General features: G+C 44.0%; 14 protein-coding genes and 1 riboswitch. Of the genes, 13 read left to right on the forward strand and 1 reads right to left on the reverse strand.

Translation table 11 applies throughout. The annotated features are described in order from the left end of the window. The first annotated feature begins 180 nt into the window (after window positions 1-180). The 7 genes from FKX85_RS17120 (at window position 181) to FKX85_RS17150 (ending at window position 8,571) form a co-directional block, all read left to right on the forward strand. Complete coding sequence (locus tag FKX85_RS17120; protein WP_141615897.1) at window positions 181-543, forward strand: BlaI/MecI/CopY family transcriptional regulator; 363 nt, start codon at window positions 181-183, stop codon at window positions 541-543. Window positions 544-548: 5 nt separating this feature from the next. Then, entirely contained in the window at window positions 549-2,996 is a 2,448-nt protein-coding gene (locus FKX85_RS17125; protein WP_141615898.1) for a M56 family metallopeptidase, read from the forward strand. A 283-nt stretch (window positions 2,997-3,279) separates the two neighbouring features. Then, window positions 3,280-3,387, forward strand: coding sequence for a 30S ribosomal protein THX (locus FKX85_RS17130; RefSeq protein WP_394345020.1), 108 nt, complete (start codon window positions 3,280-3,282; stop codon window positions 3,385-3,387). A gap of 753 nt (window positions 3,388-4,140) precedes the next feature. Further along, window positions 4,141-5,166: a hypothetical protein gene (locus FKX85_RS17135; RefSeq protein ID WP_141615900.1), complete on the forward strand. Its 1,026-nt coding sequence runs from the start codon at window positions 4,141-4,143 to the stop codon at window positions 5,164-5,166. A 322-nt stretch (window positions 5,167-5,488) separates the two neighbouring features. Continuing rightward, window positions 5,489-5,598, forward strand: a riboswitch (SAM riboswitch). A 231-nt stretch (window positions 5,599-5,829) separates the two neighbouring features. After that, the gene (locus tag FKX85_RS17140) at window positions 5,830-6,885 is read left to right on the forward strand and encodes a homoserine O-acetyltransferase family protein (protein ID WP_141615901.1); all 1,056 of its coding nucleotides are present in this window, start codon (window positions 5,830-5,832) and stop codon (window positions 6,883-6,885) included. Continuing rightward, window positions 6,878-8,104 (forward strand): homoserine dehydrogenase, encoded by a 1,227-nt coding sequence (locus FKX85_RS17145; protein ID WP_141615902.1) that lies wholly within the window; start codon window positions 6,878-6,880, stop codon window positions 8,102-8,104. The genes FKX85_RS17140 and FKX85_RS17145 overlap by 8 nt, the downstream gene beginning before the upstream one ends. A gap of 77 nt (window positions 8,105-8,181) precedes the next feature. Continuing rightward, window positions 8,182-8,571: a VOC family protein gene (locus FKX85_RS17150; RefSeq protein WP_141615903.1), complete on the forward strand. Its 390-nt coding sequence runs from the start codon at window positions 8,182-8,184 to the stop codon at window positions 8,569-8,571. 140 nt (window positions 8,572-8,711) lie between these two features. Here the strand turns inward: FKX85_RS17150 and FKX85_RS17155 are convergent, their stop codons facing one another. Beyond that, window positions 8,712-10,133, reverse strand: coding sequence for an alanine/glycine:cation symporter family protein (locus FKX85_RS17155; protein ID WP_141615904.1), 1,422 nt, complete (start codon window positions 10,131-10,133; stop codon window positions 8,712-8,714). 262 nt (window positions 10,134-10,395) lie between these two features. Here FKX85_RS17155 and FKX85_RS17160 point away from each other — a divergent pair, with 262 nt between their 5' ends. From FKX85_RS17160 to FKX85_RS17185, 6 genes are all read left to right on the forward strand, one after another. Next, window positions 10,396-11,286 carry a cell division protein FtsX gene (locus FKX85_RS17160; RefSeq protein WP_141615905.1) on the forward strand — a complete coding sequence of 297 codons (891 nt, stop codon included), beginning with the start codon at window positions 10,396-10,398 and terminating at the stop codon, window positions 11,284-11,286. Between the two features lies 1 nt (window position 11,287). Continuing rightward, the gene (locus tag FKX85_RS17165; RefSeq protein WP_041738759.1) at window positions 11,288-11,497 is read left to right on the forward strand and encodes a DUF3098 domain-containing protein; all 210 of its coding nucleotides are present in this window, start codon (window positions 11,288-11,290) and stop codon (window positions 11,495-11,497) included. Next, window positions 11,498-12,295 carry an undecaprenyl-diphosphate phosphatase gene (locus FKX85_RS17170; protein ID WP_141615906.1) on the forward strand — a complete coding sequence of 266 codons (798 nt, stop codon included), beginning with the start codon at window positions 11,498-11,500 and terminating at the stop codon, window positions 12,293-12,295. A 1-nt stretch (window position 12,296) separates the two neighbouring features. Continuing rightward, the gene (truB, locus tag FKX85_RS17175; RefSeq protein ID WP_141615907.1) at window positions 12,297-12,971 is read left to right on the forward strand and encodes a tRNA pseudouridine(55) synthase TruB; all 675 of its coding nucleotides are present in this window, start codon (window positions 12,297-12,299) and stop codon (window positions 12,969-12,971) included. After that, on the forward strand, window positions 12,968-13,897 hold the full coding sequence (locus FKX85_RS17180; RefSeq protein ID WP_141615908.1) for a bifunctional riboflavin kinase/FAD synthetase: 930 nt from the start codon (window positions 12,968-12,970) through the stop codon (window positions 13,895-13,897). The genes truB and FKX85_RS17180 overlap by 4 nt, the downstream gene beginning before the upstream one ends. Before the next feature lie 154 nt (window positions 13,898-14,051). Further along, the gene (locus tag FKX85_RS17185; protein WP_141615909.1) at window positions 14,052-14,744 is read left to right on the forward strand and encodes a CoA transferase subunit A; all 693 of its coding nucleotides are present in this window, start codon (window positions 14,052-14,054) and stop codon (window positions 14,742-14,744) included. Window positions 14,745-14,946: the final 202 nt, after the last annotated feature.

The raw sequence follows: 14,946 nt of genomic DNA on the forward strand, positions 1-14,946 counted from the left end.
TTTTAATGCCAATGATAAGTCAAGCGCAGGACACAACTAATTATTTAATTAAAACTAATAAAATAGTTGTATAACTAGATTTTTCATCGTAATTTTATAATTGCCAAAAGGAAGACCTTTCCATATTTGCTATTTTCAAACTAAATGATTAAGTTGACAGAAAAACATACGAAAACCAAAATGAGAGAGTTAACAAGAGCTGAGGAACAAGTAATGCAAATCTTATGGGGTATCGAGAAAGGCTTCGTCAAGGATATCCTGGCCAAAATGTCATCGCCCAAACCGGCCTACAATACCGTATCTACGATCATTAGGATCTTGGAGAAGAAGGGTTTTGTCAAGCACAAAGCTTATGGCAAGTCCCATGAATATTACCCGATCGTCACAAAAGACCAATACAGAAGTTTTTCGATCAAGAACCTGCTGACCGGTTATTTTGGTGGTTCGTTTTCAAAACTGGCTTCCTTCTTTGCCAAAGATGAAAACTTGGACATTAAAGAATTGGAAAAATTGATGAATGAGGTAAAAGGCGATGTAAAATAAACTAGATGGCACATCTGATCGACTATATCTGGCAGAGCTCATTCTGCTTGTTATTTTTTTTCGGGATATATTGGGTTTTCCTGAGGAGGGAAAAAGTATTTGGCTTTACACGGGTATTTTTACTCGTCACACCCGTTTTGGCCTTGCTGTTTCCCCTTATCGAAATTCCAGTGGAATTTTCAAAACCCACCATATCCCTGGAAAACACGGACTTTTTACAGTATTTGACTGCGCAAGAGGCGAAAGATGACATAGCAGCAAGCTATGGACTGCCAGAAGTAACGGTAGAAAGCACCAAACTTCCCATTCTTTTGGAATGGAAAGACTACTTGTTCCTTGGATATGTGGCAATCGCACTTTTACTCACTTTCAGGCTGTTATGGCAATTTCTACAGCTAAGACTACTTACTGAAAAGGGCTGGTACCAAACGGTCTTCAATTTGAAAAGCAGTTATTTTTTGATACCGACTTTTGGCCTGGCACCGGTTTTTTCTTTCTTTAACAGGCTCTTTTGGGACGATAGCCAGCAGCTAAAGCCAGAAGAAAAAGAGCACATCATCAAACACGAAATAGAGCATATCCGTCAGGGACATTCCTGGGATATGATGTACTATCAGATATTGAGCATTTTGTTTTGGTTTAATCCGGGTATCCATTTGATGCGGAACGCCTTAATCGACACCCACGAATATTCGGCAGATGCCAACGTGGTCAAACAAACCGCAAACAAAGACACCTATACCAATCTTATTGTCAAGATAGCATTTAAGGGACTGGATCTTCCTGTTGGCAACTATTTTATAAGATCGACAACCTTAAAACGCATTATGATGATGAAAAGCAACAAAAAGACCAATTGGTTTAAACTACTGATGGTGGTACCCCTGACGGCCATGTTATTGGCATTGGTCTCCATGAAGACCATTTCCACCTCCAGTTTTTTTGATACTGGATCCAGTATGAGCTTGGCCAATATGAAAGAACTGATCGAGCAAGCACAGGATACCATCAGCGTGAGCACTAAAGTGATGCACATTCCCAATCCAAAACACTATGAATATGTATCTTCCCTAACAGAGGGAAAAGTCACTGCGCAGCTTGGAAACCTACAGTATGAAATTGGCAACATTTCAGATGACGAGGAATATGCCGATGTGCTGGAAATGATCAATATTTTCAAACACCACAGCCGCTTCACCAAAAACTACAACACACCAGATCTCCATACGACCGCGGATATAATGCCCGAGGCAAAAGGTGGCATGGACGAGTGGAATAAGTTTCTATCCAAAAACCTTAGGTACCCAACAGAGGCAAGAAAGATCGGAATGACTGGTGATATTTACATAGAGTTTGTGGTAAGCAAAGAAGGCAAAGTCCTACACCCCACCCTTAAACGATCTTTGGGTATGGGCTTGGACGATGAAATCCTGAGAATTTTCTCCTTGGAAAGTATGCCAGAATGGAATCCAGGCATCATCGATGGAAAGCCCGTCAACACGCTCATGGTCCTTCCCATCAGGTTTAAACTCGATGGAGAAGTGGCCAAGTCGAAGTCATTCTTTGGTACTCCCTCCTACTCATCTGACAAAGATGTGTTTGACGTAGTAGAAAAAATGCCCGCTCCCCAAGGGGGCATGGAAGGCTGGAGCGAATATATTTCCAGGAACATCGAATATCCTAAAGACGCCATGGAAAAAGGCGTAGAAGGGACAGTTTACGTAACCTTTATTGTGGATAAGGATGGCACAACCAGGGATCCCCAGATTTTGAGGGGAATTGGCAGTGGCGCGGACGAAGAGGCCATGCGCTTGGTCATGAATTCACCTAAGTGGTCCCCTGGTGAACAAAAAGGCACCAATGTCCCTGTGAAAATGAGGCTTCCGATCAAGTTTGAATTAAACAAAAAAAACAAACCTGTCAAACCCAACAAGCTGGATGAAGTAGTCGTAGTGGGATATGGAGCGGTCACAGAAAATAAAAGCACTTCTCCTCTACTCAATTATAATACATTCGAAGAGGGAAAAGAACCTTTGTTAGTAATCGCTGGTAAGAAATATCAGAAAGAAAAACTTTCCCACCTATCCCCCGAGGACATCAAAAGCATCAATGTACTGAAAGATGAATCAGCGTTTGAGAAATATGATGAAGAAGGAAAATATGGTGTGATCGAAATCACACTAAAAGACGGCGTGTTATGGCCCAGAAAATCCGAGGAAAAATCTACCAGCAATATCCAAAACACAAATAAAGATCTCCCAAAACTAACAATTGGTAAAGACCCTCTATACATTGTCGATGGGGCAATCACCAAAAAGTCAGCACTTAAGCATGCATATGGCCCAGATGATATCGAATCCATTTCTGTACTAAAAAATGGAGATGCCATTAATCTTTATGGATCCAAGGCTCAAAATGGAGTCATCCAAATCACAACAAAAAACAAGCCGTAAAACGAGCTTCTTTACACCTCTCCCACCGGGATTGCTTTTAACCATTGATAGAAGCTAGCAATGCAATTTGTTGTCAGCCTTAGCGGACCTGTCTAGCCTTCGACTCTACCGGGCAGACAGACAGGTCCGCTCGGGCTGACATCACTTCACTGATAGTTTAAAAGGGATTTCCCTGATCTATCCCCAAAGCATTTGTTGTTCTCTTTTATGGCTATTACCTTAGCATTACCAGATTAAATAAATTCTTAAACCGTAAAATCATAAAAATATGGGCAAAGGAGACATGAAGACCAAAAGAGGTAAAACCCACAGGGGGACCTTTGGTAAAAGCAGACCGCGTAAAAATCAAAATATAGCTACCAAAAAAGAACAGTCACAAGCCACCAAGTAAGGCTTTCTTTACATTATTTTTAAACACTTAAGGGACTGTCTCATAAGTGGACTTCCGCCAGGCCCCAAAGAAGAGCTTTGGGCTTGATCCAGTGCATAAGTGATCTTTCTATACGTGCAGCAAGCGTTAATCAAGATCCCTTCGTTCGGCCTGTGATGACGGAATCCGAAAAAATGAGACAGTCTCTTTTTATTTCCACCACTTTTTGGATGTTGTTTATTTAAAGATCCAGGATCAAGCAATATTTCTGGGGGCAAGAGAAGATTGACATCCATTTGGTATGTCGCCAAGACAGGAAGTACTTTGTAGGAAAGTTCCAAATCTTATGAAAAACAAACAGCTTTGGGTTTTAGAGAATCTTTGTGGCAAAAAAGAAATCATATTAAAATAAAGGGATTCATGTCCCCAACTTTTCCACTTGTCCCATGCTAACCTCCTAGGGTCATAAAAGGGGACCAAGCAATATTTCTGGGTGATGAGAGATTTCCAGGTGGTTTTGGTAAGCATATTTCTCTTTAATTTAGCAATAGGAATGCGTGCTCCAGTATAAAAAAATCAGCGAAAACCTTATTAAAATGCGCCATCTGCGTGCTATCGAAACCAACCCTAATCCCCCCAACTTTTTCGTTTGATCCAAGATCCACCCGTTTCACATACATATTCCACTATATAATCTACTATTTGTACTATTACGCAATCCAATCAATCCTTCAGCATCGTAAATAGTTTTCATAAATCACAACTCACTATCTTATGAAAACATTAACGAAAGCAATTTTAAGAACAAGCCTCATCGTCCTGCCTACTCTAGGTTTCTATTCCTGTGACAACGATGAGGAAATGGACATGCCCGAGAATGAAGTAGCATCCTTATTCGTATCCAGCAATACGAGCGGGATGATTACCATTATTGATTTCTCATCAATGAATGATGTAAGCAGTAGTACTGTCGCTTCTGCAGGAACAGATGCCGATGGCATCTATTATGATGACCAAAATGACGAAATCATCCAATTGGTACGTTCTGACAATTCCCTCAATGTCTATTCGGATATCATGGCCTCTATGATGGACAAGGGACTGTCCATTTCATTGGGTCTAAGCGGAACAGGTAGTTTCGCCAGTGGCCGGGAAATCGCGGTTATGGATGACATGGTCATCGTAGCAGACTCCCCGGCAGAAGCAAACGGCAACCAAAGCAGCCTTTATGTATACCAAAAAAATGCCAGTGGATTCTCCCTTCTAAACACCTATGAGGTGGATTTTGCCCTGTGGGGCATCCATATAGAAGGTAATACTCTCTATGCCATAGTAGATAAAACAGCGGACTTAGCCGTATTCAATAACTTCATGGCCAATACTGATGGCATGATCACTCCAGACAAACGCGTTACTATCGAAGGACTCGGAAGGACTCATGGACTGACTTATTCGATGGAAGATGACCTGATGGTCCTTACCGACATCGGCGAGGCTTCTTCAGATAGCGATGGAGGTTTGGTCATCATCACCGACTTTACCAGCACATTTAACAGCGCAGCAGACGGTGGCACCATCTCCATGGCTGATCAAGCCAGAATCGAGGGCAATAATACCATGCTGGGAAATCCTGTGGATGTCGCATACAGTGAAGATAGCAAAATGATTTTCGTCGCAGAAAGAGCCAACGGTGGTGGGAAAGTATTGGTCTACGACTACTTCTCCTCAAACGGCAACCCCGCTCCAGCATATAGCTGGGACGTCGCAGGTGCTTCTGCCGTTTACTATTACGAGGACTAAGCGGTAATTGATTTTAATCTAGCTGAAACATTCAATCAATATTTCACAAAAGAGCTACACACCCTTCTACTACCAAAGGTGCCTTGATTTATTTAGGCACCTTTTTATATTTTGCCCACTTTCGATACCTTTCGAACAATAGGCCAAATACATTGCGCTTTTCAGGGCACTATTTCAATTAAGAGCCTCAAAACCTAATTCTCTATCGATTTTATAGGGTTTTATAGAGAGTATTATTTTCAAAAAACTCTTTTTCGAATACTTGCAAATTCAAAAATTGGATTGTTACTTTGTGTTATCCTTTACTTTTTAAAAGTACAAGGATTTATACAGAAGAGGTGAGAGACAGGCTCGCAGACCCTCTGGCAACCTGGAAAATCCAAGGTGCCAATTCCTGCCGAATGTGAATATCCGCATTTGGAAATATAAATTCTTAAACAATGAATTTTATAAAAAGGATACACACAGCAATACAACTTCACACACAAATCATCATCGAATTTCTTTTTATCGACAGGGATAACTTCATGCATCGTCGAATGTGCATGTGTATGTGCAACTAAGGACTCTCCTTTTGTCCGTATCGGGCACTATAATTTCTTTTATTCCCAATATTGATGATCCCAGTTGACCGAAGTCAACGCTAAACTTAAGAGTAAGAAAATGAATCTAACATCACCGTATCTGATTACCGATATGACACAGGAAACATTCCACTGTGAAGAGGAATTAAATCTCGAATCAGGTGAATCACTACCAGGATTTGAGATCAGCTATACTACTCAAGGGCATTTGACGCCAAAAAAAGATAATGTCATCTGGGTATTGCACGCACTGACAGGAGATGCCAATGTCCACGAATGGTGGAGTGGCCTGGTCGGAGAAGACAAGTTTTTTGTTCCTACAAAATACTTCATCGTCTGTGCCAACCTTCTAGGATCATGCTATGGATCCACGCAGCCACTTAGCGATAATCCCAACACCGGGAAACCATACTATTACGATTTCCCGAACCTGTCCACCCGTGACATGGCCAAGGCATTTGACCGTCTTCGCCAGCATTTGGGAATCCAGCAGATAGACACCATCATCGGTGGATCGCTTGGTGGCCAAGTAGCACTTGAATGGTCTTATAATTTACAAGAGCACGTAAAAAAAACGATCATAGTAGCCTCCAATGCCAAAACCTCCCCTTGGACGATTGGCTTCAATGAGGCCCAAAGAATGGCTATCGAATCGGACAGCACCTGGGGACAGAACTCACCTGATGCAGGCAAAAAAGGCCTGGAAGCGGCACGTGCCATCGGCATGCTCAGTTACCGCCATCAGGATATTTTCCATGCCAGCCAAGCCGAAACGGAAGAAAAGACAGATCATTTCCGCGTAAGTTCTTATCTGCGCTACCAAGGGCAAAAGCTCTCCAATCGCTTTAACGCCCTCTCCTACTGGGTGCTCACCAAAGCCATGGATAGCCATGATCTTGGAAGAGGCAGAGGTGGTACCGCCAAGGCACTTTCAGAGATTAAAGCGAAAGTACTCTCCATCGGGATCAATACAGATTTGCTCTTTACCAAAGAAGAATCGCAGTTTATCGGCAAAAATGTCCCTAATGGCACTTATCGGGAGATTTCTTCCATTTATGGCCATGATGCCTTTTTGGTAGAAAACGAACAGCTAAATTATATTCTAACATCTTTTTACCTGGAAAATAATGACTAACCGCATTGGTTTGTTTGGCTTTGGAGTGGTTGGCCAAGGATATTATGAAATTGCTAAAAACCACCGCCCAGCGCTTTTACCTGAAACAATTGTCGTACAGAACAAAAATAAAAAAAGGGATCATTCACTGCAGTTTTCCTTTGATCCGAAAGACATTTTGGATGATCCTTGTGACATCGGAATAGAGCTGATCTCGGATCCCGCACAGGCTTATGATTATGTCAGCAGCCTGCTAAAATCAGGAAAGAAAGTCATTTCAGCAAACAAAAAAATGCTTTCTGCCCACTTGCCAGCACTATTGGAACTGGAAAAAACTTATGGAGGAAGTCTTCTGTATGAGGCATCCGCTGCAGCAGGTATTCCGATCATTACTTGCTTGGATTGCCATTTTGCCGGGGACGATATCAGCAAGCTCCAAGGCATCCTCAATGGTTCCTCAAACTACATTCTAACCCGATTATTTCAGGATGACCTTAGCCTACAAGAGGCCGTAAAACTAGCCCAAGAAAATGGATTCGCAGAAGCAGACCCTACACTGGATATCAACGGAAGCGATGTCAGCAGCAAACTGACCATTCTGAGCCTCCATGCTTTTGGAAGGTATATCCCCGAAGGGGAAATCCTGACCATCGGAGTGCAGCATGTACATGCCGCAGATGTGGCGCTGGCCAAATCCCTGGGCCTAAAGATCAAGCTGATCGCCACAGCCCAAAAAGACAAAGAGGGCCTAAACCTGCACATCCTTCCTACTTTGGTCGGTGACAATGATCCATTGTTCTTGGTAGAAAATGAATACAATGCAGCAAAAATAACTTCCCAAAACCTTGGCGAACAATTCTTCCAAGGGAAAGGTGCCGGAAGCTTACCGACAGGTGCTTCCGTTTATGCGGACTTGACCAAGGCCGAAAAAGGCTATGGTTACAGCTACGATAAGCTCAATGGCAAAAAAATCACTACCGAACTTCCACAAGCTGCATCCTTGGAAGTAATCATCAGTGCGGACAGCCCTGATGCCCTGCATCCAGTAATCGGAAGTGCCTCCATCCACCAAGCCAATGGAAGGTATTGGGCCATCAGTACTGTTTCTACTGCCGAGCTCATCAAACGCCTCCCGGCCATAGAAGCCAATAAGCTCTCGATCGTAGCACTCAATAATACTATTAGTGAAGATAATGTCCTTGCCCAAATCCAAAGACAGGAAACCGTTAATATAAGCTAACCCTTGCAAAAAGACCTTTGCCCCACTTAAAAGGTAATGACACGTGTTTTTTCCAGTGTTTTCGCTAACTTAAAGACATGGATTACACGCAAATCAAAGAAACCTGTCTCTATATCCCTGACCTGGATCGGGCGGAGGAATTTTATCATAAAAAACTAGGTATGCCGGTGATTTCCAAAGAGGAAGGCCGGCATATTTTTTTTAGGTGTGGGACAGCCGTACTGCTTTGTTTTATTCCTGAGACCACCAAAAACGAGAAAGTGCTGCCTCCCCACTTCGCCAGCGGCAAACAGCACATTGCCTTTGAGGTAGAAGCTAGTGCCTACCCAAAGAGCAAAGCAGAATTGATCGAAAAGGGCATTGTCATTACCCATGAACAAGAGTGGAAAGACGGCCTTGAGAGTTGCTATTTCGAAGATCCCTTCGGCCATGTGCTAGAAATCGTCCCCAGGGGAATTTGGGAGTAGTCCGACTTTGTCAAGTTCAAGTGGGAATAGTCTCCTTGAGCCCATCAGTGCATGGAAAATTAACGAAGCGACCTTTTCTATAAAAGAACAGATCGCTTCCCGCCATTACCATTCCGTTCGCGATGACGGCTTGAGCTCTATTACTTCCAGAAATCCGCATTGTCCACTCCTGCTTCTTTTGCTTTAAAAACAGGATCTTTTCCGGATCGGAGTTGTTTTCTATAATCCTCAAAAGTCTTCATGGCTGGTTTTCTCAGCAGCAATATGGCAATCACGTTTAGCCAGGCCATCAATCCTACGCCAATATCTCCTAGCATCCAGGCCACCTTCGCGGTCTTCACCGTGCCATAATACGTCGCCACCAAAATCATGATCCTCAATGCCCATAAACTCCAGGCCCGGTGTTTGAAGCGATTAAGGTAACTTAAATTGGTTTCAGCAATATAGTAATAAGCCATGATGGTCGTGAAGGCAAAAAACAACAGGGAAATGGCTACAAAACCGCTTCCCAAGTCCGGGAAATGCGTCGCCACGGCATATTGGGTATATTCTGGCCCCACTTCCACTCCTGGTAGGTTTTCCCTGATAAATCCTCCGTCGGGATGGACGACATTGTATTGGCCTGTAAAAAGAATCATCAGTGCGGTGGCCGTGCAGACGAACAGGGTGTCCACATATACCGAAAATGCCTGTACCAAGCCCTGCTTCGCCGGATGGCTCACTTCTGCCGCTGCAGCAGCATGGGGTGCGGTGCCCTGTCCGGCTTCATTCGAATAGATTCCACGCTTCACCCCCCAGGCTATGGCCATTCCAAAAACACCACTGAAAGCCGCCTCCAGGTTAAACGCCGATTTAATGATCAAAGTCAAAACAGTGGGCACTTCTGTAATATTGGTTCCAATGATGATCATGGCCATCAGAATATAAGCAGCAGCCATAAAAGGCACCACCACTTCGGCCACTTTTGAAATCCGCTTTACACCGCCGATAATAATCAATCCCAGAAAAAAAGTAATGCCCATTCCTGTATATTCCACCGGTACTCCAAAGGCATTCTGAACACTCAAGGCGATACTATTGCTCTGCACTCCCGGCATGAGCAAGGTCATACTGACGATGGTCGCAAAAGCAAACAACATCGCGTACCACTTTACGCCCAATCCTTTTTCGATATAATAGGCCGGTCCTCCTCGGTACTGGCCTTCGTTTACTTCCTTGTACACCTGTCCAAGTGTAGACTCCACAAAAGCAGACGCCCCGCCCAAAAAAGCAATGACCCACATCCAAAAGATCGCACCGGGGCCTCCCATCGCAATGGCCATGGCCACGCCAGCAATATTCCCGGTGCCCACCCTACCTGAGATGGCAATGGCAAAGGCCTGGAAGGATGAAACACCTTTTTCGGAAGACTCGCCCTTAAAGAGCAAGCGGAACATTTCTTTCAGGTAAGTAACCTGCAAAAAACGCGTCCTGATCGAAAAATAAATACCTGCCGCCAAGCAGAGTCCGATCAAGGCATAACTCCACACGATATTATTGACCACTTCTACAATCTCTTTCATAACAGTTGATTAAACGATCCGTTCCAACGAACCTTTTATATCTGGGTATTAATTCAACAAAGCCCCAAAGAAAAGAAAAAAATCCCACTTTTATCGAAACAATATTCCACACAATTATTTAATTTGTACGAGTGGTAAAAATCACATAAAATTTTGCCGGAATCCTTTCGTTATACTGGCAAGTTTTCGACGGTTTCATTTTAATCCAATATCATTGGTTTAATACAGATACCTGATTAATTTTGGAGGAATTCACAGCAGCATGGGCAAATCTTCAAGGAAAAAGAAAAGATTAGGGAGTTTTAAATTTACGAGTGTGCTTTTCAGTACCACCCTCTCACTTTTCATTGTAGGACTTTTTGGTGTCATCGTCATTCAGGCCAAGACACTCACTTCGATCATTCGTGAAAACATCGAGGTACAAGTGTTTTTGCATAAAAACATCACTGAAGCCGATCAGGGCAAACTCGGCAAACTTCTCGAAAACCAGCCGTATATCTTACAAAAGGATGATGGAGCCCAGCTTTCCTATATCACGGCCGATGAGGCAGCAGCGACGTTTTTGGAAGATACCGGTGAAGATTTCAGCAAATTCCTGGATGACAATCCCCTCCGTGACAGCTACGTCCTGTCCATCAATGAGGAGTACCAAACCTCCGAAAAAATGGAAAAGATCGTGGCCGATATCCAAAAAATGGACGGGGTCTTCGAAGTAACCTATATGAACGATCTGGTAGAATCCATCAACAAGAACCTCATGAAAGTCAGTATTGTCCTTGGGGCTTTTATCTTGATTTTGGTCGTTACCGTGATTATATTGATTAATAATACCATCAGATTGGCACTTTTCAGCCAGCGCTTTCTGATCAGGAGCATGCAGCTGGTAGGTGCCACGAGGGGATTTATCCGCAGGCCATTTCTGAACCGCTCCTTCTTGTTTGGAGCACTGGCCGGCATCATCTCCTCGGCCATGCTTTATGGTCTGATCGAATACACCAAAGCCAACATAGACGGATTTGCATTGCTCCAAAATAACCGAATGCAACTGATGCTTTTTGGAGGACTGGTACTCTTGGGAGCCATCCTTTCCTTCTTCAGCACCCTCAGGGCAGTAAACAAGTATTTACGAATGTCTTTAGACGAACTTTATTAAGATGAACAACAATTTACCTTTCTCTAAGAGAAATTACCTTTTGATGCTGATCGGCATTGCCATCATCGTGGTAGGATTTATCATTATCGGTCTGGACAGCGAGCCACACGGATTCGGTTTTATGGGACTTACATTGGGTCCCTTGGTCACCCTTTTTGGTTTCATTTTTGAGTTCTACGCCATTTTTTCAAAATCTAAATCTGAGGAATAAATGACCATCATCGAAGCGATTATCCTGGGCATCATTCAGGGGTTAACTGAATTTTTGCCTGTTTCCAGTAGTGGCCACATTGAACTGGGCTCCTTCCTGCTAGGTGTCCAGGCAGCTGACAACCTGCTTTTCACCGTTGTGGTTCATGCCGCTACGGCGCTGAGCACCATTGTGGTATTCAGAAAGGACCTGGCGACGATCATCAAGGACCTCTTTAAGTTCCAGTGGAACGACGGCACGCAGTTTACTGCTAAAATATTGCTATCCATGATTCCAATCGGCATCGTAGGTGTGTTGTTTGAAGAACAGATCGAAATGCTTTTTGGGGGGAAAATTGTATTTGTGGGTGCCATGCTATTGGTCACTGCTACCCTTCTGGCCTTTTCCCACTTTGCTGCCAAACGGGACGGACACGTTACTTTCCCTAAAGCAGTGGTAATTGGCATTGCCCAGACAATTGCCATCATGCCGGGGATCAGTAGGTCAGGATCGACGATTGCGACGGCATTGCTGATCGGTGTGGAAAAAGAAAGGGCCACCAGGTTTTCTTTCTTAATGGTGCTTTTGCCCATATTGGGCGCCTCAGGAATCAAAATGCTCAAGTACATGGAAGACCCCAGCTTGGCTGCAGGCATCTCCATGACCGTCCTTTCAGCGGGTTTTATCGCAGCATTTATCGCCGGGCTGGCCGCGTGTATCTGGATGATCAATATCGTAAAACGCGGCAAGCTTATTTATTTTGCCGTATACTGTGCCATTGTGGGGCTTATTGCACTCATTGGCGGATTAACAATGTAAAATGGAAACACCTTACGGAGAAGTATTTCTGGTCAACAAACCTTACCGCTGGACCTCTTTCGATGTGGTCAAAAAGATCAGGAACACCCTCAAAATCAAAAAAGTAGGCCATGCGGGCACCTTGGATCCGCTGGCAACTGGCTTATTGATCATTTGTGCCGGTAAGAAGACCAAAAGCATCAATGATTTTATGGGACAGGAGAAGGAATATACGGGGACTTTTGTCCTCGGAAAAACCACTGCATCTTTCGACCTCGAGCAGGAGGTAGAAGAGGTGGCTGATCCCTCCCACCTCTCCTTGGAAGCTATCCAGGAGGCCTGCAAAATCCTTACGGGAGATATCATGCAAGTGCCCCCTACTCATTCCGCCATCAAGAAAGATGGCAAGAGGGTCTATGAATCTGCCAGAAAAGGAATTGATGTAAAATTGGACCCCAGACCGGTGACCGTCTCTGTATTTGAAATCACCCGATGTGAACTTCCCGAAATAGATTTTCGTATTGTCTGTTCCAAGGGCACTTATATCAGGAGCCTCGCCAGGGACTTGGGCGAGGCACTTCAGGTAGGTGCTTATATGTCCGCACTGACACGCACAAGAATTGGTGATTTTCACCTTTCAGATGCGTTTGAAGTCAATACTATTGTAGAAAAAATCAAAGGAGAAGCCCATTCATGAAGATTTACGAAGGCCTGGATCATTTTAAACCTGTCAAAAACGCCATTGTCACCAGTGGCACCTTTGACGGGGTGCACCTGGGACACCAAAAGATCCTTGACCGGATCGACAATATGGCAGAAAGAATGCGTGGAGAAACCGTTCTGATCACTTTTTGGCCTCATCCCAGGCTGGTGCTTTACCCGGAAGAACACAATCTAAGACTGCTGACGACTTTTGAGGAAAAAGCACGGTTGCTCGAAATGTTTGGCATCGATCACCTGATCACCATCCCTTTTACCAAGGACTTTTCTCAAATGACCAGTGAGGAATTTATCCAAAAGGTGCTGATCAAAAAAATCCAAACCGAGAAACTTGTCATCGGCTATGACCACCGGTTTGGCAAAAACAGGGAAGGCAGTTTTGAGCATTTGATGGCAAACAAGACCCGATATGGCTTTGAGATTGAGGAAATATCCCGGGAGGACATCGACAACGTCGGCATCTCCAGCACCAAAATAAGAGCAGCCTTATTGGAAGGAAATGTAAAGGAAGCAAATGAATTTTTAGGGAGGGAATATGAACTAAACGGCATCGTCATCAAAGGCCAGCAAATCGGCCGCTCCATCGACTTCCCTACCGCCAATATCCATGTGCCGAACAATTATAAATTAATCCCGGGAGACGGAGCTTATGCCGTGCGTGTAGGCGTAGGCCAGGAAATGTACAACGGGATGCTCAATATCGGCAATCGCCCCACTGTGGACGGCATCGAAAAAACGGTAGAAGCCCATCTTTTTGATTATAATGACAACTTGTACGATAAACAAATCACAGTTTATTTCACGGAATTTTTGAGACCGGAAAGAAAATTTGCAAATTTAGAAGAGCTAAAAGCTCAACTTGAAAGAGATAAGCAAAAAGCAAGGCATATTCTTGGTCTTTGAAGGTTGTAACGTTTTTATGTTAGAACCTTGGAAGGTTGTGGATAGGTAATCGATAGCGTAATTGGACATTTGCCTCCTGATCTTAGCATAACACTGTCAACTGCCTATCGGCTACTTTACTATAATAGCAAGGTTTTCCCTAAACGATAAAAGTATGATCAACAAGACCGTAAATGGCGCCGATGAAGCCGTCAAGGACATTACCAATAATTCCGTTCTAATGTTGGGGGGCTTTGGCCTGTGTGGCATTCCGGAAAATTGCATCGATGCCCTGCTCAAAAAATCGCTCACAGGCCTTACCTGTATTTCCAATAATGCCGGTGTAGACGACTTTGGCATCGGCCTGATGCTGAAGAAACGGATGGTCAAGAAGATGATTTCCAGCTATGTGGGTGAAAATGCAGAGTTTGAGCGGCAGCTGCTCAGTGGTGAACTGGAAGTAGAGCTTATCCCGCAAGGCTCTTTGGCAGAGCGTACCCGCGCAGGTGGTGCAGGGATTCCAGCATTCTTCACCCCTGCTGGTGTAGGAACAGAGGTGGCTGAAGGAAAAGAGATGAGAGAGTTTGACGGTAAGTTATATATCCTGGAGCGATGGCTAAAGGCTGATTTCTCCTTGGTCAAAGCTTGGAAAGGTGATGCTGCCGGTAACTTGATCTACAAAGGAACAGCCAGAAACTTTAACCCCATGATGGCCACTGCCGGTACCGTTACGATCGCCGAAGTAGAAGAATTGGTTCCGGCAGGAGAACTGGACCCAAACCAAGTACATACCCCGGGGATTTTTGTTCAGCGCATCTTTCAGGGAAATAATTACGAAAAACGAATTGAAAAACGAACAATAAGATAGAACGCGAATCACGCAGATGGAGCGGATTTTCACTGATCAATTTGTAGGGTTTACGCCACTAAAGCAAAAATAAGATGTGTCTGTCCGCACGATGGTAATGCCCCTGTGGCAATAGTCCCTCGCGGAAACCTCCATATTACTGGAAATGATCGAATTATGGCAAGTGTATTCCGTGATAAGTAAATCCACCATAATCTGCGGT

The organism is Echinicola soli (assembly GCF_006575665.1).
Classification (GTDB): Bacteria; Bacteroidota; Bacteroidia; order Cytophagales; family Cyclobacteriaceae; genus Echinicola; species Echinicola soli.